The organism is Mesorhizobium sp. ANAO-SY3R2 (assembly GCF_042466635.1).
GTDB lineage: Bacteria > Pseudomonadota > Alphaproteobacteria > Rhizobiales > Rhizobiaceae > Aminobacter.
Genome location: NZ_CP159955.1, coordinates 1,796,431 through 1,822,736, shown reverse-complemented (window position 1 = coordinate 1,822,736; position 26,306 = coordinate 1,796,431). Strand labels below are relative to the sequence as shown.

The 26,306-nt window shown below is 63.1% G+C and carries 27 protein-coding genes; 7 read left to right on the top strand and 20 right to left on the bottom strand.

Annotation, left to right across the window (positions count from 1 at the left end; genetic code table 11):
- Positions 1 to 4: 4 nt before the first annotated feature.
- From ABSY17_RS13550 to ABSY17_RS13510, 9 genes are all read right to left on the bottom strand, one after another.
- The gene (locus ABSY17_RS13550; RefSeq protein ID WP_378951489.1) at positions 5 to 640 is read right to left on the bottom strand and encodes a nuclear transport factor 2 family protein; all 636 of its coding nucleotides are present in this window, start codon (positions 638 to 640) and stop codon (positions 5 to 7) included.
- 37 nt (positions 641 to 677) lie between these two features.
- A complete protein-coding gene (locus ABSY17_RS13545) occupies positions 678 to 1,136 on the bottom strand; it encodes a MaoC family dehydratase (RefSeq protein WP_378951487.1) in 459 nt (152 codons plus the stop codon).
- Between the two features lie 2 nt (positions 1,137 to 1,138).
- Positions 1,139 to 1,939, bottom strand: a complete 801-nt coding sequence (locus ABSY17_RS13540; RefSeq protein WP_378951484.1) for an SDR family oxidoreductase — start codon at positions 1,937 to 1,939, stop codon at positions 1,139 to 1,141.
- Between the two features lie 22 nt (positions 1,940 to 1,961).
- The gene (locus ABSY17_RS13535; RefSeq protein ID WP_378951481.1) at positions 1,962 to 2,720 is read right to left on the bottom strand and encodes an enoyl-CoA hydratase family protein; all 759 of its coding nucleotides are present in this window, start codon (positions 2,718 to 2,720) and stop codon (positions 1,962 to 1,964) included.
- Between the two features lie 12 nt (positions 2,721 to 2,732).
- Positions 2,733 to 3,800: an NAD(P)H-dependent flavin oxidoreductase gene (locus ABSY17_RS13530; RefSeq protein ID WP_378951478.1), complete on the bottom strand. Its 1,068-nt coding sequence runs from the start codon at positions 3,798 to 3,800 to the stop codon at positions 2,733 to 2,735.
- Positions 3,801 to 3,930: 130 nt separating this feature from the next.
- Positions 3,931 to 4,698, bottom strand: coding sequence for an SDR family NAD(P)-dependent oxidoreductase (locus ABSY17_RS13525; RefSeq protein ID WP_378951475.1), 768 nt, complete (start codon positions 4,696 to 4,698; stop codon positions 3,931 to 3,933).
- Positions 4,699 to 4,741: 43 nt separating this feature from the next.
- Positions 4,742 to 5,278, bottom strand: coding sequence for a nuclear transport factor 2 family protein (locus ABSY17_RS13520; RefSeq protein WP_378951472.1), 537 nt, complete (start codon positions 5,276 to 5,278; stop codon positions 4,742 to 4,744).
- Positions 5,279 to 5,326: 48 nt separating this feature from the next.
- Positions 5,327 to 6,502 carry an acyl-CoA dehydrogenase family protein gene (locus tag ABSY17_RS13515; protein WP_378951468.1) on the bottom strand — a complete coding sequence of 392 codons (1,176 nt, stop codon included), beginning with the start codon at positions 6,500 to 6,502 and terminating at the stop codon, positions 5,327 to 5,329.
- Complete coding sequence (locus ABSY17_RS13510; protein ID WP_378951465.1) at positions 6,499 to 7,641, bottom strand: acyl-CoA dehydrogenase family protein; 1,143 nt, start codon at positions 7,639 to 7,641, stop codon at positions 6,499 to 6,501. The genes ABSY17_RS13515 and ABSY17_RS13510 overlap by 4 nt, the downstream gene beginning before the upstream one ends.
- Positions 7,642 to 7,850: 209 nt before the next feature.
- Here ABSY17_RS13510 and ABSY17_RS13505 point away from each other — a divergent pair, with 209 nt between their 5' ends.
- Positions 7,851 to 8,618 carry an SDR family NAD(P)-dependent oxidoreductase gene (locus tag ABSY17_RS13505; protein WP_378951462.1) on the top strand — a complete coding sequence of 256 codons (768 nt, stop codon included), beginning with the start codon at positions 7,851 to 7,853 and terminating at the stop codon, positions 8,616 to 8,618.
- 68 nt (positions 8,619 to 8,686) lie between these two features.
- Here ABSY17_RS13505 and ABSY17_RS13500 read toward each other — a convergent pair whose 3' ends face one another.
- Both ABSY17_RS13500 and ABSY17_RS13495 read right to left on the bottom strand, forming a co-directional pair.
- Complete coding sequence (locus ABSY17_RS13500; RefSeq protein WP_378951459.1) at positions 8,687 to 9,547, bottom strand: SDR family NAD(P)-dependent oxidoreductase; 861 nt, start codon at positions 9,545 to 9,547, stop codon at positions 8,687 to 8,689.
- A 37-nt stretch (positions 9,548 to 9,584) separates the two neighbouring features.
- Positions 9,585 to 9,998 carry a nuclear transport factor 2 family protein gene (locus ABSY17_RS13495; RefSeq protein ID WP_378951456.1) on the bottom strand — a complete coding sequence of 138 codons (414 nt, stop codon included), beginning with the start codon at positions 9,996 to 9,998 and terminating at the stop codon, positions 9,585 to 9,587.
- A 130-nt stretch (positions 9,999 to 10,128) separates the two neighbouring features.
- Here ABSY17_RS13495 and ABSY17_RS13490 point away from each other — a divergent pair, with 130 nt between their 5' ends.
- The 4 genes from ABSY17_RS13490 to ABSY17_RS13475 all read left to right on the top strand — a co-directional run bounded on the left by ABSY17_RS13490 (position 10,129) and on the right by ABSY17_RS13475 (position 13,426).
- Positions 10,129 to 10,617: a nuclear transport factor 2 family protein gene (locus ABSY17_RS13490; protein WP_378951453.1), complete on the top strand. Its 489-nt coding sequence runs from the start codon at positions 10,129 to 10,131 to the stop codon at positions 10,615 to 10,617.
- 112 nt (positions 10,618 to 10,729) lie between these two features.
- Positions 10,730 to 11,608 (top strand): SDR family NAD(P)-dependent oxidoreductase, encoded by an 879-nt coding sequence (locus tag ABSY17_RS13485; protein ID WP_378951450.1) that lies wholly within the window; start codon positions 10,730 to 10,732, stop codon positions 11,606 to 11,608.
- Positions 11,605 to 12,498: an SDR family NAD(P)-dependent oxidoreductase gene (locus tag ABSY17_RS13480; RefSeq protein WP_378951447.1), complete on the top strand. Its 894-nt coding sequence runs from the start codon at positions 11,605 to 11,607 to the stop codon at positions 12,496 to 12,498. Before ABSY17_RS13485 ends, ABSY17_RS13480 begins: the two co-directional genes overlap by 4 nt.
- A 187-nt stretch (positions 12,499 to 12,685) precedes the next feature.
- On the top strand, positions 12,686 to 13,426 hold the full coding sequence (locus ABSY17_RS13475) for a TetR/AcrR family transcriptional regulator (protein ID WP_378951444.1): 741 nt from the start codon (positions 12,686 to 12,688) through the stop codon (positions 13,424 to 13,426).
- 49 nt (positions 13,427 to 13,475) lie between these two features.
- Here ABSY17_RS13475 and ABSY17_RS13470 read toward each other — a convergent pair whose 3' ends face one another.
- From ABSY17_RS13470 to ABSY17_RS13430, 9 genes are all read right to left on the bottom strand, one after another.
- Entirely contained in the window at positions 13,476 to 14,081 is a 606-nt protein-coding gene (locus ABSY17_RS13470) for a VOC family protein (RefSeq protein WP_378951441.1), read from the bottom strand.
- A gap of 27 nt (positions 14,082 to 14,108) precedes the next feature.
- A complete protein-coding gene (locus ABSY17_RS13465; protein WP_378951438.1) occupies positions 14,109 to 15,314 on the bottom strand; it encodes an acetyl-CoA C-acyltransferase in 1,206 nt (401 codons plus the stop codon).
- A gap of 290 nt (positions 15,315 to 15,604) precedes the next feature.
- The gene (locus ABSY17_RS13460; RefSeq protein ID WP_378951435.1) at positions 15,605 to 16,390 is read right to left on the bottom strand and encodes an SDR family NAD(P)-dependent oxidoreductase; all 786 of its coding nucleotides are present in this window, start codon (positions 16,388 to 16,390) and stop codon (positions 15,605 to 15,607) included.
- 13 nt (positions 16,391 to 16,403) lie between these two features.
- Positions 16,404 to 17,474: a phosphotransferase family protein gene (locus ABSY17_RS13455; RefSeq protein WP_378951432.1), complete on the bottom strand. Its 1,071-nt coding sequence runs from the start codon at positions 17,472 to 17,474 to the stop codon at positions 16,404 to 16,406.
- Between the two features lie 15 nt (positions 17,475 to 17,489).
- Positions 17,490 to 18,698, bottom strand: a complete 1,209-nt coding sequence (locus tag ABSY17_RS13450) for an acyl-CoA dehydrogenase family protein (protein ID WP_378951429.1) — start codon at positions 18,696 to 18,698, stop codon at positions 17,490 to 17,492.
- A gap of 68 nt (positions 18,699 to 18,766) precedes the next feature.
- Positions 18,767 to 19,567 (bottom strand): CoA-transferase subunit beta, encoded by an 801-nt coding sequence (locus tag ABSY17_RS13445; protein ID WP_378951426.1) that lies wholly within the window; start codon positions 19,565 to 19,567, stop codon positions 18,767 to 18,769.
- An 11-nt stretch (positions 19,568 to 19,578) separates the two neighbouring features.
- Positions 19,579 to 20,457 carry a CoA transferase subunit A gene (locus ABSY17_RS13440; RefSeq protein WP_378951423.1) on the bottom strand — a complete coding sequence of 293 codons (879 nt, stop codon included), beginning with the start codon at positions 20,455 to 20,457 and terminating at the stop codon, positions 19,579 to 19,581.
- Positions 20,458 to 20,505: 48 nt separating this feature from the next.
- Positions 20,506 to 22,599, bottom strand: coding sequence for a 3-hydroxyacyl-CoA dehydrogenase NAD-binding domain-containing protein (locus ABSY17_RS13435; protein WP_378951420.1), 2,094 nt, complete (start codon positions 22,597 to 22,599; stop codon positions 20,506 to 20,508).
- The gene (locus ABSY17_RS13430) at positions 22,596 to 23,606 is read right to left on the bottom strand and encodes an NADPH:quinone oxidoreductase family protein (RefSeq protein ID WP_378951417.1); all 1,011 of its coding nucleotides are present in this window, start codon (positions 23,604 to 23,606) and stop codon (positions 22,596 to 22,598) included. The genes ABSY17_RS13435 and ABSY17_RS13430 overlap by 4 nt, the downstream gene beginning before the upstream one ends.
- A gap of 225 nt (positions 23,607 to 23,831) precedes the next feature.
- Between ABSY17_RS13430 and ABSY17_RS13425 the strand changes: the two genes are divergently transcribed.
- Positions 23,832 to 24,587 carry an SDR family NAD(P)-dependent oxidoreductase gene (locus ABSY17_RS13425; protein WP_378951414.1) on the top strand — a complete coding sequence of 252 codons (756 nt, stop codon included), beginning with the start codon at positions 23,832 to 23,834 and terminating at the stop codon, positions 24,585 to 24,587.
- Positions 24,588 to 24,690: 103 nt separating this feature from the next.
- Positions 24,691 to 26,229 (top strand): class I adenylate-forming enzyme family protein, encoded by a 1,539-nt coding sequence (locus ABSY17_RS13420; protein ID WP_378951411.1) that lies wholly within the window; start codon positions 24,691 to 24,693, stop codon positions 26,227 to 26,229.
- The last annotated feature ends 77 nt before the right edge of the window (positions 26,230 to 26,306 follow it).

Below are 26,306 nucleotides of genomic sequence, written 5' to 3'. Positions count from 1 at the left end.
GTTGTCAGCGTACGCGGTTTCCACGGACTTCGTTGCCTTTCCGCATGGTTTCAATGAAAGTTTCGAGCGGTGCCGGCTCCGGCAGCGCTTCTTCGGGACCGGAACGCGCCCAGAATTCCTTCCAGGACGGGAACAGATCGTGGAACGACCCCTCATAGGGCTCGCGGCCGGGCCAGCGCATCTTGCGCGATCCGACAGGCGGCCTGTTGAGATCGGTGGCGTACCAGTAGAGCGGCTGGCGGCGGCGGAAGCACCAGCGGCCATCGATGCGCTCGTAACGGTCGTAGTACATCATTTGCATGATGACCCATTCCGCCCCGCACTCGTGCTCGTTCTTGGAGTAGACGACGCCGACCGCATTGTCGGCATCGATGAATTCGATGATTGTCGAACCGACGTGATGCGATGTGCCGTCGAACTGCTTGCGCATCGTATCGTCGAGCCAGTCGCGTAGCGCTGCCCTGCCCGATTTGCCCCCGCCGACCTTGACGTCCGGTGCGAAGAGTGAGGCCATCGCACTCATGTCGCGCATGTCTAGCGCCAGCGAATATTTCGAGATCAGCTGACGGATCTCGTCTCGCGACTCGAGCCGGTCCAGCCGCGCAAGAATCTCCGCTTGCGCGTCGCTCGTCTTGTCCATTGTCATCTCCGATACCTGAACGGCGTACCTCGACGCCTCAGAAATAGTAGCGTCCCACCATGTCGGCGACGCAGCCTGGCTTCGCCGAACCCTCGATCTCGATGGTCACCCGCACGGTCGTCTGAACGGCGTTTCCGGCCAAAAGCTCGGCATTGACCAGTTCGCCGATGGCCCTGACCTTCGAACCGACCGGCACGGGTGCTGGAAAGCGCAGCCGGTCGCAGCCGTAATTGATGCCCATCTTCATGCCTTCCGCCTTGAACAGATCAGGCAGGAAACCGTTGATCAGCGAGAACGTCAGGCAGCCATGGGCCACCGTGGTGCCAAACGGCCCGTCCTTTGCCAGGACGGGATCGACATGGATCCACTGGTGGTCGCCTGTCGCCTCGGCAAAAGTGTCGATGCGCTTCTGGTCGATCGTCAGCCAGTCGCTCGAACCGAGATTCTGGCCGATTGCCGCCACCGCCTCTTCGGGCGAGGAGAAGACGAGCCCCATCCTCACGCCCTCTGGCTGGAAACGGAGACGATCTCGCCGACCATGTAGCCGGCATAGTCGCTGGCCAGGAACATCATGACGTTGGCGATTTCCCACACCTCAGCCGCGCGCCCGAAGGCCTCGAGGCTGGTCAGCGCGTCGAGCTGTTCCTGCGGCGCAGACTTCTTGAGGAAGTCGTGCATGGCAATCGACGGCGACACAGCGTTGATGCGGATGCCGTATTCGGCAGCTTCCACCGCCGAGCAGCGGGTGAAGGCCATCACGCCGGCCTTGGCGGCGGCATAGTGCGACTGGCCCTTCTGGGCGCGCCAGCCGAGCACGGAGGCGTTGTTGATGATGGCGCCCTTGCCGCGCGGCTGCATCTTCTTCAGTGCCGCGCGCGTCATGCGCATCGTGCCGGTGAGCGTGACGTCGAGGACGAGGTTCCATTCCGCGTCGGTCATCTCGACCACCGGCTTGAGGCCACCGAGACCGGCATTGTTGATCAGCACGTCGATGCCGCCGAGCTTTTCCTCGGCCGCGTCGACCAGCGCCTGGACCTGTTCTTCATCGGTGACGTTGCAGAGCTGGCTGTAAATCTCGACGGTTGCCGAGTACTCGCGCAGCTTCTCCGCGGCCTCGGCCAAGCGACGCTCATGAACGTCGGAGATCATGATGGCGCGGCAGCCTTCTTCAATTGCCTTGCGCGCGGCCGCAAAGCCGATGCCGACGCCGGCAGCGGCGGTGATGAGAACCGAGCGGCCCTTGAGCAGGCCATGGCCTTCGACATAGGGCGGTGCTGGGAGAATCTTGGTGGCAGTCATGTCGTGGGCGTCCTGGTCTTGATTACTTTTTGAAGTCGGCGTCGCGCTTGCCGACGAAGGCGTCGCGCGCCTCCTGCGATTCCTGGGTGAGATAAGCCTGGGCGGTGAAACCCTGCTCCCAGCGGTATTTCTTCTCGAGATCGCCGTCCTCGACACCGTTCAGCGCTTCCTTGGCGAGACGGATCATGATCGCGCTCTTGGCCGCGATCGTCTTGGCGATTTCCATGGCCGCCGCGCGCAATTCCTCACGCGGGACGATTTTTTCGACTGCACCGAGACGGTAGGCCTCGGCCGCATCGATCGGCTCGCCGGTGAAGTACATCTGGCGCACCTTCTGCACTGGGAACAGGCGCTGCAGATGCGCGCCGGCGCCGAGTGCGCCGCGATCGACTTCCGGCACGCCGAAGGTCGCATCGGGTGAGCAGACGATGATGTCGGCCGAACCGCAGATGCCGATGCCGCCGCCCAGGATGTAGCCATGCGCAGCCACGATTACCGGCTTGAGGCCGCGATGAACCGCGCGGAAGGTTTCCCAGTTGCCGGCATTCACTTCTGGAATGCGCTCAGGATGCTTCTGCAATTCCTTGATGTCGACGCCGGCGCAGAAACCCCTGCCCTCGGCGCGGATGACGATCACCCGTACTTCCGGGTCGGCGTTGAGCCCATCGATGACTTGTGAGAGCTTGCGCCAGCCGAAGCTGTCGAGCGCGTTGACCGGTGGGTTTTCGATCACCAGCTCGGCAATGCCTGCCTCGATACTGGTCCTGAACTGTTCGCTCATCCGAATTCTCCCTTAGTTCGCGGCGACGAGCGCCGAAGTTGCCTTAATGCGTGCTTCTGCCTCGGCAACGATGCGCGCGATCAGTTCTTCGCAGCTTTCGAGCTTGTCGATCATCGCCGCTGCCTGGCCGGACGGCAGCAGGCCGGTTTCGGTATTGCCCTGGACCACGCCGCGCTGCACCAGCGTCGGCAGGTTCGGCGCCATTACCGTCTGGGCGAAGCTGTTTTCGCCGCTTGACAGAACCTTGAGCCCCAGCTTGGCCATGGCGATCGGGCCGAGGCCGGATTCCTTGCCCCACTGGCGAGCATATTTCATGCTCATGGCAAGCCGCGCCGGCAGGCCCATGTTCTCGAGACGCTTGATCTCGGCGTTCTCGATGAAGCGCTGCGGCATGCCATCGACAGCGGTCGTCGTGCGGATCAGCGTCGGATCCTTGGTGGCGAGGTAGCGGTCAAGCGCCGAACGGGGCACCGGCGATTCCTTGGTCATCAGGAAGCGCGTTCCCATGGCAATGCCGGCCGCGCCGTATCCGAGTGCTGCTGCAAGGCCGCGACCATCGAAGAAGCCACCGGCAGCCACGACCGGCACCTTCACCGCGTCGAGCACCTGGGGCAGAAGGATGGTCGTCGGCACGGCACCGGTATGGCCACCGCCCTCGCCGCCCTGCACCGTGATGATGTCGGCCCCGAGTTCGACTGCCTTGACCGCGTGCTTGACCGCGCCAACGGTCGGCATGCAGACCACGCCGGCATCCTTGAGCCGCTTGATCGTCTTGGCGTCGGGGCCGCGGCCATAGCTGACGGCGCGCACCTTGTGCTTGATGACAGCCGCAATCACTTCCTCGGCGTTCGGCTGGAACATGTGGAAGTTGACGCCAAAGGGACGGTCGGTCTTCGCCTTGATGGCAAGGAGCTGGTTCTCGACGTCGCCCGGTTCGGTCGTGGCACCGGCGAAGAACCCGAAGCCGCCGGCGTTGCAAGTGGCGGCAGTCAGGTTGGCGTCGGCAACCCAGCCCATGGCCGTCTGCACCACCGGGTATCGGCTGCCAAGGCGTTCGCACAATACGGTATGCAGGGTCATGCTCGTTCTCTCTCGCTGGAATTTTTGGCGACCGCCCCTTTGCTAGCTGCGTTGGGGCGATCGCGCTGTCTCTTTCCAAATGATGCGCCGCACAAAGGCGAACATCGTCTGAATGAACTAACGTCCCAGTTCAGTAGAAGACGCGGCCGCCATTGACCATCAGCGTCTGGCCGGTGATGAAGCGCGCCTTGTCGCTGGACAGGAAAATGACCGCATTGGCGATATCTTCCGGCTCGCTGAGTTCGCCCAGCGGGATGGCATTCTTGGCCCTTTCATAGGCGTCCTTGGGGATGCGCTGCATGGCGCGTGTGTTCGTCGGCCCGGGACAGACGGCGTTGACGTTGACCTTGAACGGCCCCAATTCCCGGGCGAGCGCGCGGGTAAATCCCAGAACGCCGGACTTGGCCGAGGCGTAGTCGACACAACCGATGTCGCCGTTCATGGCCGAGTCGGACGAGATGCTGACGATCTTGCCGGTGCGGCGCTCGCGCATGTCCTCGACCACTTGGCGCGAGCACATGAGCGTCGTCATTAGCGACACACCGACCACGAACTGCAGCGTCTCGGGCTTGGCCTGCCAGAACTCGGAATAGTTCTCGCGTGCCGTCTGGCCGATGTTGTTGACCAGGATGTCGACCGGACCGAGTTCGCGCTTGATGCGGGCAAAACTGCCGGTGACGACTTCCTGGTTCGTCAGGTCACCGACCAGCGGCAGCGCCTTGACGTTCAGGGCGCGCACAAGTTCAGCCGTCTCGGCAAGCGCCTCTGCCTCGCGGTCGAGGATGGCGACATCGGCGCCATCCTGGGCAAAGGCAATTGCAATGGCACGACCGATGCCGTTTCCGGCGCCGGTCACCACGGCAATCTTGCCGGCGAATTGTCCTGGCTGTGCAGTCATGTTTCCTCCGCGCGGAATGTTCCGCTTTTGCACTGTTCTTCGATCAGGTGCTGAAGCGGCCGAACAGCTTCAGGACCTCGTAGGAAAGGTCATCCGGTCCCGGCCGTCCGGGCGGGCTGCCGGCGGCGAAATCGCGGTAGGCGTCGGCGTCGACACCGCGCTTGGTCGACCAGTCGAGCGTGATCGAGCGCCCCATGAAGCGCCATTCGCCATTGTCGCGCCTGTAGCGGTCGAGACTGCGGCTTCCGGTGATGACCTCATGGGCGTCGGGGCCGAGCGTGCGGTGGTAGTTGATCTTGTAGACCTCGCCCTCGGCGTGGTCTCCATCGATCTCGAAGCTTGTATTGACAACGTAGTGCGCAGTCGCAGCGTAGTTCGACAGCGCCTTCTCGACGAACGCCACATAAGCATCGGGGCCGCCGACGAACATATCGCCGTGAACTTCATGGGCGTCGTCGTGATAAAGACTGCGCAGCAGCGCGAAATCACGCCGGTCCACAGCCCTGGAATAGGCCGTAACCAGCCTTCGCAGACTGTCGCGCGCTGTCAGTTCGCCCAGATCCGCCTCACGAATTCCCATGCAGGTCCTCCCAAAACCTATCCGCACGAAAAACGGTGCGGTCTTGCATTACAGCTTGCCGCGCTGTTCCCTCGGCATGTTGAGCCCCTGCTCGGCGATGATGTTGAGCTGGATCTCGTTGGTGCCGCCGTAGATCGTGTCGGCGCGCGCAAACAGGAACATCTGCTGCAGGCGCTCGCGGCGCGGATCGTCGGTCACAACATTGGCATCCATGCGCAGCACGTCCATGGCGAGGCGGCCGAGGTCGCGGTGCCAGTTCGACCAGTGATACTTGTAGCCGAGCGCTTCGCGGCGCGTGTCCGCCGACGGCTCGTCGCTCAACACGCGCATGGCGAGGTATCGCATGGCGCGCAGGCCGACCCAGGCGCGGGCGACGCGCTGCCGGATCAGGGGCGAGCGATCGCTGCCGTTCTCCTTGGCGATCTCGACGATCAGATCAAGTTCTTGCTGGAAGCCCATCTGCTGGCCGAGCGTGGAGATGCCGCGCTCGAAGCCGAGCAGCGCCATGGCGATCTTCCAGCCGTCGCCGGGCTGACCGACGACGTGCTCGGCCTTGGCGCGCGCTTCGTCGAAGAACACCGAGTTGAACTCGGAGCCGCCGCCGATCTGCTTGATCGGATGGATATCGACACCGGGCTGGTCGAGCGGCATCAAAAGGAAGATCAGGCCGTTGCGACCGACTGAGCCCTCTTCGCAGCGCGCGACGACGAAGATCCAGTCGGACAGATGCGCAAGCGACGTCCACACCTTCTGACCAGAGACGATCCAGTCGCCGGTTTCGGGATCCAGTCTGGCGCGTGTCTTGATATTGCCGAAGTCCGACCCGGCACTTGGCTCGGAATAGCCCTGGCACCAGAATTCGGACCCGCCGAGAATGCCGGGCAAGAAGCGCTTCTTCTGCTCCTCCGTGCCGAAGGCAATCAGTGTCGGCCCCATCAGCCCTTCGCCGATATGCCCCATGCGGCCGGGACCACCGGCGCGGGCATATTCCTCCTGGAAGGCCACCTGTTCGGCGACCGAAAGCCCGCGCCCGCCATGCTCGGCAGGCCAGCCCGGGCAGGTCCAGCGGCCGGCCGCCAGCTCGCGATCCCACTCCTTGCGCAATTCAGGCAAGGCATCGCCCTCTCCCGAACCGCCACGGAACTTGAGCTCGGCGAACTTGCCGACCAGATGCGTTTCCATCCAGTCGCGCACTTCGGCGCGGAAAGCGTTAAGATCGCTCATGCCCGGCCTCCGTCGCCGAAAACAGCCGCGGCAATGCCGTCGAGATGCGCCTCACACGAACCGAGCAAAGCCGCACTCGCCTGCGCTCGCTTGAAGTAGAGATGCGGATCATATTCCCAGGTGAAACCGACGCCGCCGTGCAGCTGGATCGCCTCTTCGGCAGCAAGGAACTGCACTTCGGAGGCGATAGCGCGAGCGCCAGCGATTTCCAGAGCGCTCTCCTGTGCATCGGCGTCGCCAAGTACGGCGGCAGCGCCGTAGACCAGCGAGCGGGCCTCGGCTATGTCGACGACCAGCCTTGCGCAGCGGTGCTTGATCGCCTGGAACGAGGCGATGGTGCGGCCAAACTGCACGCGCACGGCAATATAGGCGAGCGTGCCGTCGAGCGCACCCTGTGCGGCCCCGACCTGCTCGGCGGCAAGGCCGAGATTGGCGAAGGACAAAGCCTGCTGGAGCTGACTTTCGGACATACCGCCGGCGTCGATGCGGCACTCCGCCGATAGTTCGAGCCCTGCGAGCTCGAGCGACGCAATCGGGCGCGTGCCGTCGAGCACCTTGAGCGGCGCAATCTTGTGGCCGGCATTGCGCGGCAGTGCAAACAGCGCTGTCGTTCCATCATCAAGGCAAGCCGGGACGAGCAGCAGGTCGGCTACGGCAAGATCGACGACCTGCGCAAGCTTGCCGGTAAGCCGGTAGCCGCCAGCCGTCTTCCCAGCCCTGACCGAAACCATGCTCGCCGGCTCAGCGGAGGAAAGATCGGCATAAGCGACTGTCACGGCCATTTCGCCGGCTGCGATGGCGCCAAGGTATTTTGCCTTGGCCTCCTCGCTTGCTGCCGCCTGGATGAGTGGTGCCGCCAGGCACACCGTCGACCAGAATGGCACGCAGGCAAGGCGGGAGCCGGTCAACTCCATCAGGATAGCGATCTCGGTGGCGCCGAGTCCGACCCCGCCGAATTCCTCGGGGATCGCCATGGCGCACCAGCCGAGCTCGCTTGAGATTTTGCTCCACAGCTCCGGATCATATGCAGCGCCAGCGTCGACGACACGGCGCACCGCCTCCGATGAGGACTGCTCGCGCAAGAAGCGCTCGGCTTCCTCGCGGATCATTTGCTGGTCAGGTGTGAATTCGAGGATCATGCGGTCCCATCAGGCACGATTTGGTGCGTCTCTTGCCGTTCAAACGCTTGAGGCGATTGAAGGCGCCACGAATGCGCTACATGCCGGATGCCACTGCTTGTGGCCAGCAACATCGTCCGAATGTGGGATGCCGGCACGGCATGGCGGCTAGTCTACTCCGTACAATTGCCGCCGAACGCGACGCGGCTGCTATTTCAGCGAGGAAGACAATGGGGCTCAAGCGTTTCGACAACAAGGTGGTGCTGATCACCGGTGCTGCGACCGGGATCGGCCGCGCAACTGCACTTCGCCTCGCTTCCGAGGGCGCAACGCTGATCCTCGCCGACCGCAACCTGGAGGGCGCTGAAAAGGTCTGCGCCGCGGCTGTCGAGCAATTCGGCGTGCGCGCCGATGCCATCGCATATGACGCAGCCGACAAGGAGTCGGCACGCCGGATGGTGGACAGTGCTATTTCCCTGCATGGCCGCCTCGACAGTCTGATCAACAACGCCGGCATTTACCGCCGCGACCATTTCGCCAATCAGACCGGCGAAGAATGGGCACTCGTCTTCGGCATCAATCTCGAAAGCGTTTTCCACATCGTGCAGCAGGCGCTGCCAGCACTTGTCGCCTCGCGTGGCAATGTGGTGTGCACCGCCTCGACCGCTGGCCTTGATGGCATCGCCTACGCCGCCGCCTATGCCGCGTCGAAGGCGGGCATCATCGCCATGACCAAGTCGCTGGCAACCGAATATGGCCCCAAGGGTGTGCGCTTCAACGCCATCTGCCCTGGCCGCGTGACCACAGAGATCAGCACGGGCCTCGCGCCAATGGAAAACCAGGATCCAGCGATCATGGTCAAGCCGCCCAAGCTCGCCGGCAAGGAGAGCGGCTCCCCCGAGGATATTGCCAGCGCCTTCGCCTATCTCGCGTCCGACGACGCCTGTTTCGTCTCCGGTTCGATCCTGGTGGTCGACGGCGCCCAGACGGTCGGCTGACAACCACCATTAAGCCACGGCGGCAGCGCCGGCCGAAATTGGTCTCGGCCGGCGCCGCGTTTTTCAGATCAGCCCTTGTGCGCGTGGGCGGTGATCACCGGCCGGTTGGTCCATGTGCCGTCGGCAGTCTGGCGCCAACCGCCCGCCGCCAGCGCGCCGCCGTCGAGGTTGATCGTCGTGCCGGTGATCCAGCTCGACAGATTCGACGCCAGAAACAGTGCTGCGCCCGCAGAATCGTCCGGCTGGCCATAGCGGCCGAGCGGCATCCAGCGCTTGACCATGTGCTGGTGTTCCTCCGGAATCCACTTGAGGATCTGGATCTGCTCGGTCTCGGTGGTCTCCGGCGCGATAGCGTTGACGCGAATGTTCTCCGGCGCCAATTCCAGCGCAAGGCTCTTGGTAAAGCCGGTGATCGCCGTCTTGAACGCGCTGTAGACGGCAAAGTTCGGGATGCCCCGGAAGGCCTCGATGGTCGAGATATTGATGATGCTGGCGTTCTCGCCCCGGCGGAGCAATGGCAGGGCTGCGTGCGTCATCAGGAAGATATGCTCGAGGTTTACGCCATAGAGGCCGTTCCATTCGGCCCGCGTAGTCTCGGCGAACGGCTTGTTCACGCCGAGGAAGTCGCCGACATTGTTGACCAGCACGTCGAGACGACCGAATCCATCAGCGACGAGTGCCATGAGCTTGTCGACGGCCTCTCTATCGGTCACGTCGCAGCAGACTACGATGTTGGTAACACCGGCAACGTCGAGTTCGGCGCGGACCTTGTCCGCCCGTCCGGCGTCCTTTTCCGCGACGACCACTACGGCGCCGCAACGCCCGTAGGCGAGTGCGATCGCTCGCCCGATTCCTGCCCCGCCGCCGCTGACCAGTGTGATTTTGCCGAGCAGCGAATCCGCCATTCCGGCGAGTGAAGTGTCTGCCATGATATTCCTGTCAAATCAGTTAGATGAATTAAATTTCTCAACCAGCACGGAACGTCATGTCCGTGCGCCGATGGGCAAATCTCCACCCCTCGGCCGTGCGGACGAACCGGTCGAAATAGCGCCCAACAACGCGTGCCGTAGTGGCTTTGGGATCGTCGCGGCTGGTACCGTAGTAGGTGAATGTCGCGACGCCCGTGGCATTGTCCGCGTTGACGACGTCGATGACTATGTTGTGCGCCATGTGGATTGTCGTATCCGTCTGCGCCTTGGCGTCGAGATAGGCCCGCATCTCGGCATGGCCTTTCAGCGGCCCTTTCCAGGTTTCCCAGAGTCCGTCCGCGGCCCAAAGTCCGACCAGTTCCTCGTGACGATATTCGTCGACCAGGATGCAGTAGCGCTGCACCAGCTTCGCGCATTCATGTTCGACAGCAATCCGTTCGGCCGATTCCATTTTGTCCTCCCTCAACGACTCGCGCCACCGTTGCGGCAGGGAAAAACTGTTTCATCCTCCAAACGAACGATGGCGTATGTCGCCACGTTGGACGCTATGGAGTCCGACACCCAGTAGATCGGAGGAACTCATGTCTGATACCGAAGCGCGGCTGGCAGCACTCGAGGCGCGCATCAAGGGCCTGGAAGACCAGCTTGCCATCTACCAGCTCATCGCGACCTACGGGCCGTCAGTCGACAGCCGCACCGGCAATGTCACCGCCTCGCTTTGGGCGGAAGATGGGGCCTATGATTTTGGCGCCGAGCCTCTCATTGGCGCCGAAAACGTCGGCTCGCTGGTCAATATCGAGCCGCACATCCATTACGTCGCCGATGGCTGCGCCCACGTTCTTAGCATGCCGCACGTTACCGTCGAAGGCGACAAGGCCGTGGCGACCGGATACTCGCGCGTCTACCTCAATCAGGGCGACCATTGGCGCGTCGAACGGGCCAGCGCCAACAGGTGGGAACTCACCCGCACGGCCGAGGGGTGGCGCGTACAAAATCGTGTCAATCGGTTGCTCGACGGCAGGCCGGAGGCCCGTGAATTGCTATCCGACGGCGTTGAACCGAAGGGTTGAGGCTACCTTCAGGCCGTCCGGCGACCAGTTGGCGGCCTGAACGGGTATCGTCCGAACGTGGGATGCGCAGGCAATTCTTAGACATCATGCTTGTCGCCCGGGAGGACACGAAATGAAATTACTGGAAGGCAAGGCGGTCGTCATAACGGGCGCCGGTTCCGGCCTAGGCGCGGCCTATGCGCGGCATGCGGCAGCTCTCGGCGCCTCGGTCGTCGTCAACGACATCAGCGCCGAAGGTGCGCAGAAGACCGTGGACGCCATCCGGGTCGCCGGCGGCACAGCGGTCGCCCATGCCGGCGACGTCTCTTCCTGGGCCTATGCCCAATCGCTGGTCGATGCCTGCGTCGATGCCTTCGGAGCGATCACGGGAATCGTCAACAACGCCGGCATACTGCGCATCGGCAAGATCCTCGACCTCACCGAGAGGGATTTGCGCCAGATGGTCGAGGTCAATCTGATCGGGACTGCAGCCTGCGCCAGCCACGCGGCGCGGCGCATGCTGGCCGCCGGCAAGGGTGGCTCGATCATCAACGTCGCCTCAGGCTCGCAAGCCGGCGACATCGCGCTCGGCGGTTATGGCGCCACCAAGGGCGGCGTTGCGTCGCTGACCTATAGCTGGGCGATGGAATTGCGCGGCTCCGGTGTCCGCGTCAATGCCCTGTCGCCCCTCGCAGAGACCGCCATGGCTGCCCAGAACAAGGCGCTGATGGGCGAGCAGGCTGCCAGTCGCGAAGTCCACTACGCTGCCCTGCCCGATCCGGAAGTGAACGCGCCGGTGGTTAGCTTCCTGCTGTCCGACGCGGCATCGGACATCAATGGGCAGGTCGTGCGCATCGCGGGCAAACAGCTGTCTTTTGTCACGCATCCGCTGATCGCGGACCCCGTGCTTGATGGCGACTGGGACGATGCGGCAGTGCAGGCCGCATTCGCCGAGACCCTCGCAGGCAATCAGCAGCCGCTAGGCCTCGGATATGCAAGGAAGCCGAATTGACCAGCAAATCTGACATTCCGCCCGTAGCCGTCGTCACCGGCGCGAGCCGCGGTCTTGGCCGCGGCATCGCAATCGCGCTCGGCCAGGCTGGTTTCACCGTCTATTGCACCGGCCGCAGCGACAAGGCTGCGATCGGCCCGTGGAGCGGTACGGTTCGCGAAACCGCCGAGGCGATCGACCAGGCCGGCGGCAAGGGCATCGTCGCGATCTGCGACCATCTCGACGACAGTCAGACCGAGGCGCTGTTCAACCGCGTCGACGCCGAACAGGGCCGGCTCGATCTCCTGGTCAACAACGCCTTCGCCATGCCCGATTGGGCTGTGCCCGATGGCAATTTCTGGGAGCGCCCGCTGTCTTTGTGGCGCGACATGATAGACGTCGGCCTGCGTTCGAGCTACGCGGCGAGCCATTTCGCAGCACCCATCATGGTTCGCCAACGTTCAGGCTTGATCGCCAACACGTCCGGACCGGGCGGCAAGATCTATCGTCACAGCCTGCCCTATGGCGTCGGCAAGGCTGGCCAGGACAAGCTCGCTCACGACATGGCCCATGAGCTTCAACCATTCGACGTCGCTGCGATATCGCTCTGGCCGGGCCTGATCGGCACCGAGCGTACTTTGGCGGGCATCGCGTCAGGCGGTGTGGTCGGTGACAATGCCGGCAATCTGCCACATGTCGAGACGCCGTTTTTCATCGGCCGGGTTCTTGCCGCGATTCACGCAGCGGGCGATGCCATGACGCTGAGCGGCGGCACCTTCTATTCGACCGAACTCGCCGAGCACTATGGCGTCATCGACGCCGATGGCCGGCGTCCAGTCTCTCGGCGGCCGATGTTCGGCGCCCCGCATTTTTCGCCGCTCTCCGGCGAAGTCTTTGCGGGAGCATCATGATGCCGGCAGGCTGTTATACGTTTTCTGCACTTTTGCAGTCTTATGAAGGCGCGAACCGTATTATAATCGATTTGACCAAGGGCTCCGGCGGCTTCGGTCGATTCGACTCCCGGTTGAAGGCGTTTCGGTCGCGGGTTGTTCCCCGCATCAAGGGACCGGAGTTTCGGCGTTGAGCAGGATAGCGCGAATGGCACAGATGGATGCTGGCAGTACTGTCACGGAAACGCTTGAACGCGATAGCTCGGCGCGCGGGGCGACCAATCCCCGCCGTGAGCTGGTTCGCGAGCAGTTGATCGACATCGCTGCCGAGCTCTTCGACAGCAAGGGCTATGTCCAGACCAGCATCAACGATATCGCGCAAGCGCTCGGCCTCGGCCGGTCGGCGGTCTACCACTATTTCCGCAACAAGGAAGAGATGCTGGCGGCACTGGTCGAATCGGAAGCGCTGACCCCGTCGCACCGCCTGCAGGAACTGATGGCAGAACCCGGACTCTCGGCATCGGAACGGCTTCGCCGCGCCGTCGTCGACGGCATCGTGCGGCGACTGTCCTCTGGCGCACGTTTCATCTTGCTGTCGCGTCTGGAAACGCAGATTCCCGAGGCGCTTGGCCCGCTCTACAATCAGGGTCGACGCCACATCTACGATTTTTACGTGCGCTGCATTTCTGACGGCATTGCAACCGGTGAGTTCCGCACAGTCGACCCGAAAGTCACCGCCTTTGCCGTGATCGGCATGGCCAACTGGACGTCGCGCTGGTATTCGCCATCAGGCGCCAGGACCCCGACCGAGATCGGCGAGATCATTGCCGACCTGGCTCTGGCCAGCCTGCGCGCCCATGACGATCGCCCGCGTGATGCAGAAGCTGTGCGTCAGACGATTGCCGGCCTGCGCCAGCAGATCGACGATCTGGAAAAGCTGGTCAAATAGCAAAAGGCCGCCGGTTTCCCGATGGCCTTGTTTCTGCGCAAGGACTGGATCAGTCGAACTTCACGCCGGCATGGGCGATGAAGGCACTGTAGGTGTCGAAGCGGATGATCGGATCCGTGCCCTTGTACGCGCGGATATGGTCGAGCACGGCCTGGCGCGAGCGACGCCACATCGGCGGAACGATCTCCAGCATCGGGCCGTATAGCGACGGCGAGCTGTAGTAGATGATCGACTGCGTCTGTCCGGCGACACGGATCTCATAGTCGCGCTCGTAGCCTGCCGCCTCGACGCGCTTTGTCGCCTCGTCATGGTCGTGAACCCAGAAGCCCAGGTGCTGCAGGCCTTCACGGCCGGCTTCGAGGAAATCCTTGTAGGGTGACGACGCGTCGTTGGTCTGTTCGATCAGTTCGATCTGGACGTCGCCCATATAGGCAAAGGCCAGCCGCAGCTCGACCTGAACCGCCTCGCCGCGATGGTATGTGGTGCCGACCGGCTGGCTGACGCCACGTTCCATGAAGATGAAGGGACCGACGCCGAAGACGTCGATCCAGTGACGCATCGCAGCCTCGATGTCGCGAACGACAAAGCCAAGCTGGGTGGCAGGTCCGAGAATGGGCTTGAGACCCTGTTGAATTTCGATCTCTGTAGCTGTCATCGGACCCCTCCCGGTATTTCCAACTCGTTAGTTGAAGATTTCAAACAGGCCGGCCGCACCCATGCCGCCGCCGACGCACATGGTGACGACGCCGTACTTTACGCCACGACGGCGGCCTTCGATCAGGACATGGCCCGTGGTACGGGCGCCGGTCATGCCGAAGGGATGGCCGACGGCAATCGCGCCGCCATTGACGTTGAGCTTCTCCGGATCAATGCCGAGCGTGTCGCGGCAATAGATCGCCTGGCTGGCGAAAGCTTCGTTGAGCTCCCACAGGCCGATGTCGTCGACCGTCAGTCCATGCTTCTGCAGCAGCTTCGGCACGGCGTAGACAGGGCCGATGCCCATCTCCTCGGGCGCGCAGCCGGCAACGGCCATGCCACGATAGGCGCCCAGCGGCTTGAGGCCGAGCTGTTCGGCGCGCTTGGCGTCCATGACCACCAGTGCTGCCGCACCGTCAGAAAGCTGCGAGGAGTTGCCGGCCGTGATGTATTCGCCAGCCTTGACCAGTTCGCCGTCGGCGAAGACCGGGTTCAGCTTCGAAAGCCCCTCAAGATTGGTGTCGGCGCGGAACCCCTCATCCTGGGTCAGCGTCACGTCCTCGAAAGTGGTCTCGTTGGTCGCCTTGTTGAACACTGACTTGCGCGAGGCCATCGGCACGATTTCGTCGTCGAAGCGGCCGGCCTGGTGCGCGGCAGCGGTACGCAACTGGCTGGCAAGCGAGAACTCGTCCTGCGCCTCACGGCTCACGCCATACTTCTTGGCGACGATCTCGGCGGTCTCGATCATCGTCATGTACATGTGCGGCCACTGCGAAATGACCGCTTCCGAGCGATTGCGGTAGCTGTTCTTGTACTTGTTCTGGGTCAGGCTGATCGATTCGACGCCACCGGCAACCACCGTCTCCATGCCGTCGACGATGATCTGCTTGGCAGCGATCGAGACTGCCATGAGGCCCGACGAGCACATGCGGTCGATCGTCATGCCAGAGACGCTGTCCGGCAGGCCGGCGGCAGCGGCGCTCAGGCGGCCGATATTGTAGCCCTGCGTGCCCTGCTGGGCCGAGCAGCCCATGACCACGTCCTCGACCGAGTCCAGCTCGATTCCGGCACGCTTGACCGCCTCGCGCACTGCGTGACCCGACAGAGCCGGCGCTTCGGTGTCGTTGAAGGCGCCGCGAAAGGCCTTGCCGATGGGAGTGCGGGCGACGGAAACGATGACTGCTTCGCGCAAGGGATAGCTCCAGAACTGCTGTTTTCTTCACAAGGAACCGGAAGCGAAGCGGCCGATTTTGCCGCGATCCAAACGTCCGGAACCGAAGTTTTCCAACTACTTGCCTAGGAGCGGGAACGCTGCCGAGCATCGTCTGAAAAGACTAACGGCCGGCGCGGACGATTTTTCGCCCGCGCCATGAAGGCCACTAGTGCGCCGCGTGCCCATTCGGACGCGCCAAGGGCGCTCCAACACTTGGAAACTGCGCAACGCGCTTTCCGAAAATCGAATCCGATTTTCGGGCCGATCCGCTAGACGTGGTAGCCGCCATCGACGTTGATGACTTCGCCGGTGATGAAACCAGCTCGGCTCGACGCCAGGAATGACGCCGCCTCGGCGATGTCGATGGCCTTGCCATTGCGGCGCAGCGGCGTATTCATTGCGGCAGCTTGCGTATACTTCTCGTCGATGTAGCCGAGCTTGGTCAGTTCGGTGTGCTGGCCGGTCTCGATGAGGCCGATGGCGACGCCGTTGGCACGAATGCCGTAACGCCCCTCTTCCTTGGCCACGCCCTTCATCAGCCCATGCACGGCGAATTTGGGCACCACCGACAGCCCATCGGCCGAAGCGTAGCGATATTGCGCTGAACTCTGGCAAGCGACGATCGAGCCGCGCGCCTTGCGCAGATGCGGAATGGCGAAATGAATGACATTGAAGAAACCGAACGCATCCTGCATCAGGTGCTTGCGCATCTGTTCCGGCTCGATCTTGCTGAGATGGATCAACGGGACCAGCGGCCCTGCGGCATAGACCACGGTATGTATGCCGCCCCCAGCCTCGGCAACGCCGTCGATGAAGGCGCGTGTTGCCTCGACGTCCTCGATGTTGAGCTTGTGGACGGAGGCCTTGCGCCCCTCGCCGCGCACGGCTTCAGCCGCAGCCTCGGCCTTGGCCTGGTTGCTGTGGTAGGTCAGTGCCACGTCACAACCGTCACGCGCCAGCACCCGGCAAATCTCGGCGCCAATACCTCCACTGCCACCGATGACGATGGCCGTGCCTTCGGCCGGATACAGCGATTGCGCTTGTATCGTGCTCATGTTGCTCTCTCCCTTACGATTTCATCGCCATTTCGGCGTAGTGCCAGCCGAACTCGGCCACCGGCCGGGCCAAGGCGCCGGCTTCGCGCGCATGGGCGCTCGAAGCGTTGCCATCGACCACGCGCTTCATGATGCCCTGACGAATTCCGGCAACCCGGAACAGGCTGTAGGCCAGGTAGGCGTACCAGTGACGGTCCGACACGCCCTCCTGCCCGGTCGCCTTGAGATAGGCGTCGCGGTAGCTGCGCTCGTCCGGAATGCCGAGTTCTCCGATGTCGAGGTCGCCGAGCCCGCGATAGGGCTTGTTCGGCAGGCGCCATGTCAGCATGTGATAGGCCAAATCCGCCATCGGCTCGCCGAGCGTCGAAAGCTCCCAGTCGACGAGCGCTAGTACCCGCGGCTCGGTCGGATGGAACAGCATGTTGTCGATGCGAAAATCGCCGTGGATCAGCGATGTGCGCGTTTCCGGCGGGATGTTGCCTGGCAGCCATTCGATCAGCCGGTCCATGGCCTCGATGGTTTCGGTCTCCGATGCGCGATACTGCTTGGTCCACCGTGCGACCTGCCGGGCGACATAGTCGGCCGGCTTGCCGAAATCCTCCAGGCCGACGGCCTTGTAGTCGGTCTTGTGCAGCGCGGCCGCGACGCGGTTCATCTCCATGTAGATCGCGCGGCGCTCGGCCGGCGACTGATCCGGTAGCGACGGCGCCCAGAAGGAGCGCCCCTCGACGAAATCCATGACGTAGAACATCGCACCGACGATGCTGTCGTCGTCGCAGAGCAGCTTGGCGCCGGCGACCGGCACATCGGTGTCACGCAGTGCGCTGATGACCCGGAACTCGCGATCGACGGCATGCGCCGACGGCAGAAGCTTGCCGTCGGGCTTCTTGCGCAGCACCAGGCTGCGCTTGCCGTCGAAGCTCAAGAGCATCGTCGGATTGGACTGGCCGCCGCGAAAGCGCTCGACCGTCAACTTCCCCTCGCAGCCCTCGATATTGGCCTTGAGGTAAGCATGTAGCCGGGCAACATCGATCGGGCTGTCGGCAGCGAGCGGCTCGGTGCCGACGAAACGGCTGGCATCCATGTCCCGCCCTCCCGTTCAGCCGATGTCTGCGTATTTGGCGAGTTCGAGGCGGCCGATCTGGTTGCGGTGCACCTCATCAGGACCGTCGGCGAAGCGCAGCTTGCGGGCATGCGCATAATAATTCGCGAGCACGAAGTCCTGCGACACGCCGGCCGCGCCATGCGCCTGGATGGCCCAGTCGATGACCTTGCAGGCCATGTTGGGAGCCGCAACCTTGATCATGCCGATCTCGGCGCGTGCGGCCTTGTTGCCGACGGTGTCCATCATGTAGGCAGCCTTCAGCGTCAGCAGGCGCGCCTGGTCGATCATGATGCGGGATTCGGCGATGCGCTCCAGTGTCACCGATTGCTCGCCGATGGGGCGGCCGAAGGCGACGCGGCTCTTCACCCGCCTGCACATTAGCTCCAGGCAGCGCTCGGCAAGACCGATGAGGCGCATGCAGTGATGGATGCGACCAGGTCCGAGGCGGCCCTGAGCGATCTCGAAGCCGCGGCCTTCGCCGAGCAGCATGTTGGTTGCCGGCACGCGCACGTTCTCGAAGGTCATGTCCATGTGGCCGTGAGGCGCGTCGTCATAGCCGAACACGGTCATGGGACGCAGCACCTTGATGCCCGGCGTGTCCATCGGCACCAGAATCATCGACTGCTGCTTGTGCTTGTGGGCGCTCGGATCGGTCTTGCCCATGAAGATCAGCAGTTCGCAATGGCGGTCGCCGACACCCGAAATCCACCACTTGCGGCCGTTGATGACGTAGTCGTCACCGTCGCGGACGATGGAGCTCTGGATGTTGGTGGCATCGCTCGAGGCGACATCCGGCTCGGTCATGGCGAAGGCGGAGCGGATCGAACCGTCGAGCATGCCGGGCAGCCAGCGTGCCTTCTGCTCTTCGGTGCCGTAGCGTTCGATGGTCTCGATATTGCCGGTGTCGGGTGCCGAGCAATTGAAAATCTGCGACGAAAAATGCACCCGGCCCATGACTTCGCACAGCGGCGCATATTCGGTGTTGGTAAGGCCTGCGCCATGGTTCGATTCCGGCAGGAACAGGTTCCACAGTCCTGCGGCCTTGGCCTTTGCCTTCAATTCTTCGAGGACCGGCGGATGGCCCCAGCGATCGGCCTCGACCTCTTCGTGATAGCGGCGTTCGTTAGGGTAGACATGCTCATCCATGAAGGCATTGAGCCGTTCGAGCAGGCTTTTCGTCTTGTCGCTGTATTCGAAGTCCATCTTGCGTCCGCCGCTGGTAATTCAGGAAAGGTGCCGCCGGCAAAACAGACTGCCGGCGGCGGTTTTCGTCACGCTGCGCGGACGCCCGAAGGATTGCCCTTCAGCACGGTCGCACGCACGTTGTGCGGATCGAGCTTGGCGATGATTGCCATCTGCTCTTCGGTCGGCGCGGCCGTCGTGGTCATGCCTTCTGCCCGCAGCAGCGGAAAGCCGGTTGCTTCCTGCACCTGCTCGAAAGTGACGCCCGGATGCAGCGACAGCACCTGTGCTGCGTGGTTCGGGCCATTGTAGTCGAACACGCAGAGATCGGTGATGATCCGGCCGATCTTGACGTCGCCCGGCTTGGTACCCTCGGGCCAGTTCTTTGCATTGAAACCGACGCTTGCCACCACATCGACCTCACCCTCGACGAAGGTGCGCTTGCTGTGGTTGGGCAGGAACATCGAGTTCTTGTGGCAGAGGCTGTTGCCCGGGAAGCCGCGAACGCCGAGCATGGCAACCTTGGGCTTCTGGAAGTCGCCGCCAAGCGCCGAGATATTTCCCTGGCCGTAGCGGTCCATCTGGACCGGCGTCACCATGGCATGACGGCGGCCGCTCCAGACGCTGTCGAAGACGCGGTGGTAGGGCATCCAGCCGGAGAACTTGGGCTTGTAGTCGCCGCGAGCACCAAGCGGGATCGGGTCCTCGACCAGATAGGCCTCGCCATCGGTCATCATGAGGCCGGGTGCGCAGGTGAGCTTGGCAAGTCCAACGGCGAGACGCGGCAAGGGACCAATGCCGGTGGCGAGAACCTCACCATCGTTGTGGAATGCTTCCGCACCGGCGGCGATGATCAGTTCGGCTAGAGTGAATTCTTTTGCAGTCGTCATGTCGTATCCGATCAGAAAATGGGGAGCGGCAGGGCGCGGATCTTGGCTTCGCCACCCACGCTCGCGATGTAGCTGGCCTCATCGCCCTTCACGTATTGGTCGAAATAGCGCTGCCAGCCGCCTTCTTCGCCGGCCGATGCGGCATAGTCCTTGAGGTGACCCATGTCCCAGCCATAGGCGTCGTGCGATGCGGTCGGGTGTGCGGCGAGCGGCGCCTTGACCACGCCGGTGACGAAGCAGCGCTCGAACAGTTGTTGCTTGGCCTTGTCCGAGTATTCGGCGTCGATGCGGTCGACCAGCACTTCGGTGGTGACGAACACCTTGTCCGCCGCACGTGCAAACAGCGCGTCGAAGAACGGGTCCGGACCATCGGTCTGGGTGTTGCCCAGGCGGTCGGCGCGGCTCGTGTGGATCAGGGCCACGTCGAGCTTGATCGCCGGCATTGCCAGCAGCGTCTCGCCGTCCGCATAGGGCGACTTGATCGTCTTGAAGTCCGGATTGTACTTGAGCACGTCCGAGCCGATGCCGACGCGGGTTGCAGCGAACGGCAGGTTGTGGCCAGCTGCCTGCAGGCCGAGCAGCAGCAGGCCCTCATCGAGTTCGCTCACTTCAACAGAGCCGGCTTCGCGCGCCTTGCGGAAGTAGGGCTCGATCGGCATCGCGTCGAGCGAGACGAAGCCATAGATCAGCTTCTTCACCTTGCCGGCCGCGCACAGCATGCCGATCTCGGGACCGCCATAAGCCACCAGCGTCAGATCCTTCAGATCGGAACGCAGGATCTCGCGCACGATCGCCATCGGCTTGCGCCGGGGGCCCCAGCCGCCAAATCCGATCGTCATGCCGTCGCGCAACTGGGCGACGACCGATTTCAGGTCCATTTCCTTGTTCATAGAAACCTATTCCGTTTGTTCTTCGTCTTGGTTCGGCAGGTCTACGGCTCAGCCGTAGAAACCCCTGCCCTCGGATACCAGCCGCTCTATGAGCGCGGCCGGCTTGAAATACTGGTCGCCTACGAGACCGGCATACTTGTCGAGCGCCGCCTTGACCTTCGGCAGGCCGACCTGGTCGGCGTAGAACATCGGTCCTCCCAAATAGGTCGGGAAGCCGAAGCCGTTGGTCCAGATGACGTCGATGTCGCTCGGCCGTGCGGCCGCACCTTCGTCGAGGATCTTGGCTGCCTCGTTCACCATGGCGAACAAGCAGCGTTCGAGGATTTCCTCGTCGGTGATGGTGCGCGCGGTGAAGCCACGCTCGCGGCGATGAGCCTCGAGCAGCTCGTCCACGGCAGGATCGTGCGACGCTTTGCGGTTCTCGTCATAGACGTAGTAGCCCGCGCCGGACTTCTGGCCGAGACGACCAGCAGCCACCAGCCTGTCGACGATGTTACACTGCTGCTCGCGCGGCGACATCCGGGCGACGCGTGCAGCGCGCGCGGCGGCCATGATGTCCATGCCGGCGAGGTCCGCGAGCGCGAACGGCCCGATCGGGAAGCCGAAGGCGGTTAGCACGCGGTCGACCTGTTGTGGGGTCGCACCGTCCTCGAGCAGGAATTGCGCCTCGCGCGTCCGCTTGGAAAGCATGCGGTTGGCAACGAAGCCTTCGGACCGCCCGACCATCACTGGCACCTTGCCAAGGCGCTTGCCAAGCGCCGTCGTGGTGGCGAGCACATCGGGAGCCGTCTTCGCCGCCCGAACGTTTTCGAGCAGCTTCATGACATTGGCAGGATTGAAGAAGTGCATGCCGGCAACGCGAGCCGGGTTCTTGGAAGTCTGGGCCAGTTCCTCGATGTCGAGGAAAGACGTGTTGGTGGCGATGATCGCATCGTCGCGCAGCACGGCATCGAGCTTGGCAAACACCTCCTTCTTGACGTCGAGCTGTTCCGTCACCGCCTCGATGACCAGGTCGACGTCACCGATGCCGTCATAGGCAGTCGTAGTGGCCAGCAGCGCCATGCGGCGCTCCATGTCCTCAGCCTTCAGGCTGCCGCGCTTAACGCTGCCTTCGTAGATCTTGCCGATCGCCTTGGTCGCGGAAGCAAGACCTTCGTCAGTGAGGCCTATCAGCGTGACCGGAATGCCGATGTTGAGGAAGCAGGCGGCAATACCGCGCCCCATGGTGCCGGGGCCGACGATCGCCACCTTCTTGACGTCACGTGGCTTGTTGTCCGCGCCGACGCCGTCGATCTTGAGCGCCTCGCGTTCGGCAGCAAATATATGGCGCAGCGCCTTGGACTGCGGCGAAACCAGCAGTTCCTTGCAGGTCTTGTATTCGAGCGCGATCGCCTCTGCGGCCGGCGTCTCGGTGACCATCTTGATCAGGTCGACTGCAACGAGCGGAGCCTTGAAGCCCTTGTACTTCTTCGCCAAAGCGGCGCGGCTCGCCTCGAGCGCTGCCGGATCGAAGCTCGGCACCGGCAGATCGGTGGTGCGCCGCACCTTGGCGCCTTCGGCGACCACCTTTTCGGCGTAGGCGATGGCGGCTGCCTTCAGGTCGCCCGAAACGACCTCGTCGAGAAGGCCCTTTTCGCGAGCATCACGCACCGAAATCTGGCCGCCCTCGCTGATCATCGTCAGCGCCTGCTCGACGCCGATCAGGCGCGGCAGCCGAACAGTGCCGCCCGAGCCCGGCAGGATGCCGAGCTTGACTTCAGGCAGGCCGACCTTCGAGCCCTCGAGCGCGATACGATAGCTGCAAGCCATCGCCACTTCGAGCCCACCGCCGAGCGCCGTGCCGTGAAGCGCGGCAACGATCGGCTTGGTGGCGGCGTCGAGCGTATCGATCACTTCACCGAGCAGCGGCGCCACCATCGGCTTCTTGAATTCGTTGATGTCGGCGCCGGCGATGAAGGTGCGCCCTTCGCAGACGATGACCATGGCGCGCGCCTCGGCGTCGCCTTCCAGCGTCTTCACGGCTTCGATCAGGCCCGACCGCACCGAATGCGACAGCGCGTTGACCGGCGGGTTGTCGACGGTCGCGACCAGAATGTTGCCGTGCTTTGCGACCGATACGGTCTGCGTGAGTTGCGCGGTCATGCCGACACTCCTTCCTTGCTATTTCCAGAATTGCCGGTGACCAGCACCACCTTGCCCTTGACCGCCCGCTCCATCACCACGTCGAGCGCTTCGGCGAAACGGTCGAGCGGGTATTCGGCCGAGATATGCGGCTTGAGCTTGCCCTGGGCGAACCAGTCCATCAGTTCGGCGATGTTGACCGCATTCTTCTCCGGTGCGGCGCGCGCAAAGGCACCCCAGAACACGCCGATCAGCGCCGACTGTTTGAGCAGCAGCAGGTTGAGCGCGATCTTGGGGATGTCGCCGGCGGCAAAGCCGATCACCAGCAGACGTCCGTTCAGCGCCAGTCCGCGCACGGCGGTTTCAGTCATGCTGCCACCGACCGGATCATAGACCACGTCGACGCCCTGCCCATTGGTCAGGTCCTTGAGGCGCTGGCGCAGGTCTTCCTTGGCGTAGTTGATGGTTTCATCCGCGCCGTATTCGCGGCACAGTTCAAGCTTCTCGTCGCTCGACGCAGCGGCGATGACGCGTGCACCCATCTGCTTGCCGAGTTCGACCGCAGTCAACCCGACGCCGCCGGCAGCGCCCAGTACGAGCAGAGTTTCGCCCGGCTTGATCTGCGCGCGGTCCTTGAGAGCGTGGTGCGACGTCGCATAGGTGATGAGAAAGCCGGCAGCCTCGACGAAGCTCATCTCGGCCGGGATCGGAAACACCTTCCAGGCGTCCACCGCCACCTGCTCGCCATAGCCGCCGATGCCGGCGAAAGCTAGCACACGCATGCCCACCGTGAGCCGCTCGACACCTTCGCCAACCGCAATGATGACGCCTGCAGCTTCGCTGCCCGGCGTAAACGGAAGTTCAGGCTTGGTCTGGTACTTGCCTTCGACCATCAGGCCGTCGAAAAAATTGATACCGCATGCTTCGGTGCGGATCACCACCTGCCCCTTGCCCGCCTTGGGTTCGGGAACGTCTTCAATCCTTAGTTCGGCCCGTGGGGCGAACTCCCTGCAGATCACTGCCTTCATTTTCCTACGCCGCTTTTTGCTGCCATTTCGGCACTGCCAATATCTTTGATCGAGGCAAGGAATGGGACACCGACAGGACCCGAACATCGTCTGATGGGACTAGGCGTCCGGAACCGACCTTTTCCTGCCGGACCGCCGGTTTCCACGATCGAACGCTAGTCCTTTCGGACGTTGTTGCGAGCGCTGTCGCGCGCAGGTTCGACCAAGCAATTCAAGGAGCAGAAAATGGGTCGTCTCGCAGGCAAAGTCGCATTCATCACCGGCGCGACCGGTGGCATCGGAGAGGCGGCAGCGCGGCTGTTCGCCCAGGAAGGCGCCAAGGTCGCCGTGGCCGGCCGCAGCCGCGCCAAAGGTGAAGCAATCACCGCATCGATCGCCGAGGCCGGTGGCACTGCCATGTATGTCGAGACAGACGTCACCGAGCCCGACAGCGTCGAGGCCGCGTTCAAGTCCGTCATGGACGCCTGGGGCCGCCTCGACGTGCTCTACAACAATGCCGGCGGCTCGAGTTCGGCCGACGGCCCGGTCACCGTTGCGCCGTTCGAGGAGTTCTGGCGCTGCATCAAGCTCGACCTGTTCGGCACCTGGGTCTGCTGCCGCAACGCCATTCCCCTGATGCAGCAGTCGGGCGGCGGCTCGGTCATCAACTGCTCGTCCATCGTCGGCGCGATGGGCATCCCCAACCGTGACGCCTATTCCGCAGCCAAGGGCGGCATCATCTCGCTGACGCGCTCGATGGCCGTCGAGTTCGCCAAGGACAACATCCGCATCAACGTTCTGGTGCCGGGCGCAGTGGCCACCGACCGCGTGCTCGGCTTCTTCGAGCGCGAACCGCATCTCAAGGCGCAGTGGGACGCCTATCTGTTGGGCATCGCCGAACCGATCGATGTGGCCAACGCAGCACTCTATCTGGCTTCGGACGAATCCCGGCGCATGACCGGCCACCAACTGCCCATCGACGGCGGTATCCTCATCTCCTGACGCAGGCCCGCGCCGGCATTAGTCTATGCAGACGATGCCGGCGCGTGGGCGCAGGTTTTCAAGTCGGCGACGAATCCCAACCTTCGAGTGCAGGAAGACGAGTATGGAAATCCTGAGCCAGATCCTGGCGCGGAACGCGCGGCTCATCGGCGAGCGCAACTTCATCGTGACCGGCAAGGAAACGATCACCTACGCGCGCTTCGACCAACTGACTGCCCAACTTGCCAATGTGCTGGCCGCACGCGGCGTGACCAAGGGCGACCGTGTCGGCCTCTATCTGCCAAGCACGCCTATGATGGCGATCGGCTTCTGGGCCTGCCAACGTCTTGGTGCGATCCCCGCAGCACTCAGCGCCATGTTCCGGCATGCCGAACTGCGCAAGATCGTCACCCAGACCGGAATGAAGGCTCTGATTGCAGACGGTTCGACCTGGCCCTACTTCTCCGAGATTCGTAACGAGTTCCCGGACCTCGCGCACTGCCTAGTGGCATGTGCCGAAGGCGGCCCTGACGCTCTCGGTCCGTTGATGGCGGCAGCCCCCTCGACCTTCGAGGACGTAGCTTGCGATATCAACGACATTGCCGCGCTCTTCTTTACTTCCGGCACAACCGGTTCGCCCAAGGGCGCCGCGCAGTCGCACTTCAACCAGTGCTCGACGCTACGCGACATGATGGTTTCGCATCGTACGCGATTTGCGCAGGAAACCTACCTCTGCGCCGTGCCGCTATTTACCAATTTCGGCCTGACTGTCACGCTCAACCTCTGCCTTTATACCGGCGGCACCATCGTTCTGCATGAGCGTTGGGACACCCAGCGCGTGCTCACCGACATCGGCAAGTACAAGGCGACCTATTTCGGCGGCACGCCGACCATGTATGTGTACATGGTCAACGAGGTCGATCCGGCCAGGCACGATTTGTCGTCGCTGCGCATCTGCACGACAGGCGGCTCGCCCGTGCCGCAGCCGGTCATCCGCCGCTTCGAGGAGCTTTCCGGCGCGCGTGTCACCCAGGTCTATGGTTCCACCGAAACCAGCGGCCAGAACGTCATGGAGCCCACCGCCGGCATCCGTAAGGCAGGCTCTGCAGGCCTGCCCGTCGGCAGCTCGCGCATCTCCATCCTCGACGACGACGGCGATCCTGTCCCTCAGGGCGAGATCGGCGAGGTCATCATCGAAGGTGACTGCGTGGCCCAGGGTTACTGGATGGACGAGAAGGCAACCGCCGAAGCCTTCGGCAATGGCGGCTGGAAGTCGGGCGACCTCGGCTATGTCGACGAGGACGGCTACCTGTTCATCGTTGACCGCAAGAAGGACGTCATCATCGCCGGCGGTCACAATGTCTATCCGCTCGAGATCGAGGCGCTGCTCTACAAGCATCCTGCGGTCGCCATGTGCGCCGTCGTCGGCGCGCCCGACGAGAGCAAGGGCGAAATCCCCGTCGCGGTGATCGTCAAGGCCGACGGCCAGGACGTCACCGCCGAAGAAATCGTTCGCTACTGCCGCGAAAGCCTCGCCGCCTACAAGGCACCGCGCATCGTCCACTTCATCGACAATATGCCGGTCGAAGCTGCCAAGATCCGCAAGCGCGAACTGGTGCTGGCACTGCGCGAGAACCGCATGGACGACTTCCGCAACAAATAAGGTTGCAGGCTCACCCAACTGAAAACGGCCGCGCTTCAAGCGCGGCCGTTTTCAGTTTCAGACAATAGTAATCAAAA

Bases quoted from the DNA above. Each gene is read 5' to 3' on its own strand.
- ABSY17_RS13550 (WP_378951489.1), bottom strand. From the start codon at position 640: ATGGACAAGACGAGCGACGCGCAAGCGGAGATTCTTGCGCGGCTGGAC.
- ABSY17_RS13545 (WP_378951487.1), bottom strand. From the start codon at position 1,136: ATGGGGCTCGTCTTCTCCTCGCCCGAAGAGGCGGTGGCGGCAATCGGC.
- ABSY17_RS13540 (WP_378951484.1), bottom strand. From the start codon at position 1,939: ATGACTGCCACCAAGATTCTCCCAGCACCGCCCTATGTCGAAGGCCAT.
- ABSY17_RS13535 (WP_378951481.1), bottom strand. From the start codon at position 2,720: ATGAGCGAACAGTTCAGGACCAGTATCGAGGCAGGCATTGCCGAGCTG.
- ABSY17_RS13530 (WP_378951478.1), bottom strand. From the start codon at position 3,800: ATGACCCTGCATACCGTATTGTGCGAACGCCTTGGCAGCCGATACCCG.
- ABSY17_RS13525 (WP_378951475.1), bottom strand. From the start codon at position 4,698: ATGACTGCACAGCCAGGACAATTCGCCGGCAAGATTGCCGTGGTGACC.
- ABSY17_RS13520 (WP_378951472.1), bottom strand. From the start codon at position 5,278: ATGGGAATTCGTGAGGCGGATCTGGGCGAACTGACAGCGCGCGACAGT.
- ABSY17_RS13515 (WP_378951468.1), bottom strand. From the start codon at position 6,502: ATGAGCGATCTTAACGCTTTCCGCGCCGAAGTGCGCGACTGGATGGAA.
- ABSY17_RS13510 (WP_378951465.1), bottom strand. From the start codon at position 7,641: ATGATCCTCGAATTCACACCTGACCAGCAAATGATCCGCGAGGAAGCC.
- ABSY17_RS13505 (WP_378951462.1), top strand. From the start codon at position 7,851: ATGGGGCTCAAGCGTTTCGACAACAAGGTGGTGCTGATCACCGGTGCT.
- ABSY17_RS13500 (WP_378951459.1), bottom strand. From the start codon at position 9,547: ATGGCAGACACTTCACTCGCCGGAATGGCGGATTCGCTGCTCGGCAAA.
- ABSY17_RS13495 (WP_378951456.1), bottom strand. From the start codon at position 9,998: ATGGAATCGGCCGAACGGATTGCTGTCGAACATGAATGCGCGAAGCTG.
- ABSY17_RS13490 (WP_378951453.1), top strand. From the start codon at position 10,129: ATGTCTGATACCGAAGCGCGGCTGGCAGCACTCGAGGCGCGCATCAAG.
- ABSY17_RS13485 (WP_378951450.1), top strand. From the start codon at position 10,730: ATGAAATTACTGGAAGGCAAGGCGGTCGTCATAACGGGCGCCGGTTCC.
- ABSY17_RS13475 (WP_378951444.1), top strand. From the start codon at position 12,686: ATGGCACAGATGGATGCTGGCAGTACTGTCACGGAAACGCTTGAACGC.
- ABSY17_RS13470 (WP_378951441.1), bottom strand. From the start codon at position 14,081: ATGACAGCTACAGAGATCGAAATTCAACAGGGTCTCAAGCCCATTCTC.
- ABSY17_RS13460 (WP_378951435.1), bottom strand. From the start codon at position 16,390: ATGAGCACGATACAAGCGCAATCGCTGTATCCGGCCGAAGGCACGGCC.
- ABSY17_RS13455 (WP_378951432.1), bottom strand. From the start codon at position 17,474: ATGGATGCCAGCCGTTTCGTCGGCACCGAGCCGCTCGCTGCCGACAGC.
- ABSY17_RS13450 (WP_378951429.1), bottom strand. From the start codon at position 18,698: ATGGACTTCGAATACAGCGACAAGACGAAAAGCCTGCTCGAACGGCTC.
- ABSY17_RS13445 (WP_378951426.1), bottom strand. From the start codon at position 19,567: ATGACGACTGCAAAAGAATTCACTCTAGCCGAACTGATCATCGCCGCC.
- ABSY17_RS13440 (WP_378951423.1), bottom strand. From the start codon at position 20,457: ATGAACAAGGAAATGGACCTGAAATCGGTCGTCGCCCAGTTGCGCGAC.
- ABSY17_RS13435 (WP_378951420.1), bottom strand. From the start codon at position 22,599: ATGACCGCGCAACTCACGCAGACCGTATCGGTCGCAAAGCACGGCAAC.
- ABSY17_RS13430 (WP_378951417.1), bottom strand. From the start codon at position 23,606: ATGAAGGCAGTGATCTGCAGGGAGTTCGCCCCACGGGCCGAACTAAGG.
- ABSY17_RS13425 (WP_378951414.1), top strand. From the start codon at position 23,832: ATGGGTCGTCTCGCAGGCAAAGTCGCATTCATCACCGGCGCGACCGGT.
- ABSY17_RS13420 (WP_378951411.1), top strand. From the start codon at position 24,691: ATGGAAATCCTGAGCCAGATCCTGGCGCGGAACGCGCGGCTCATCGGC.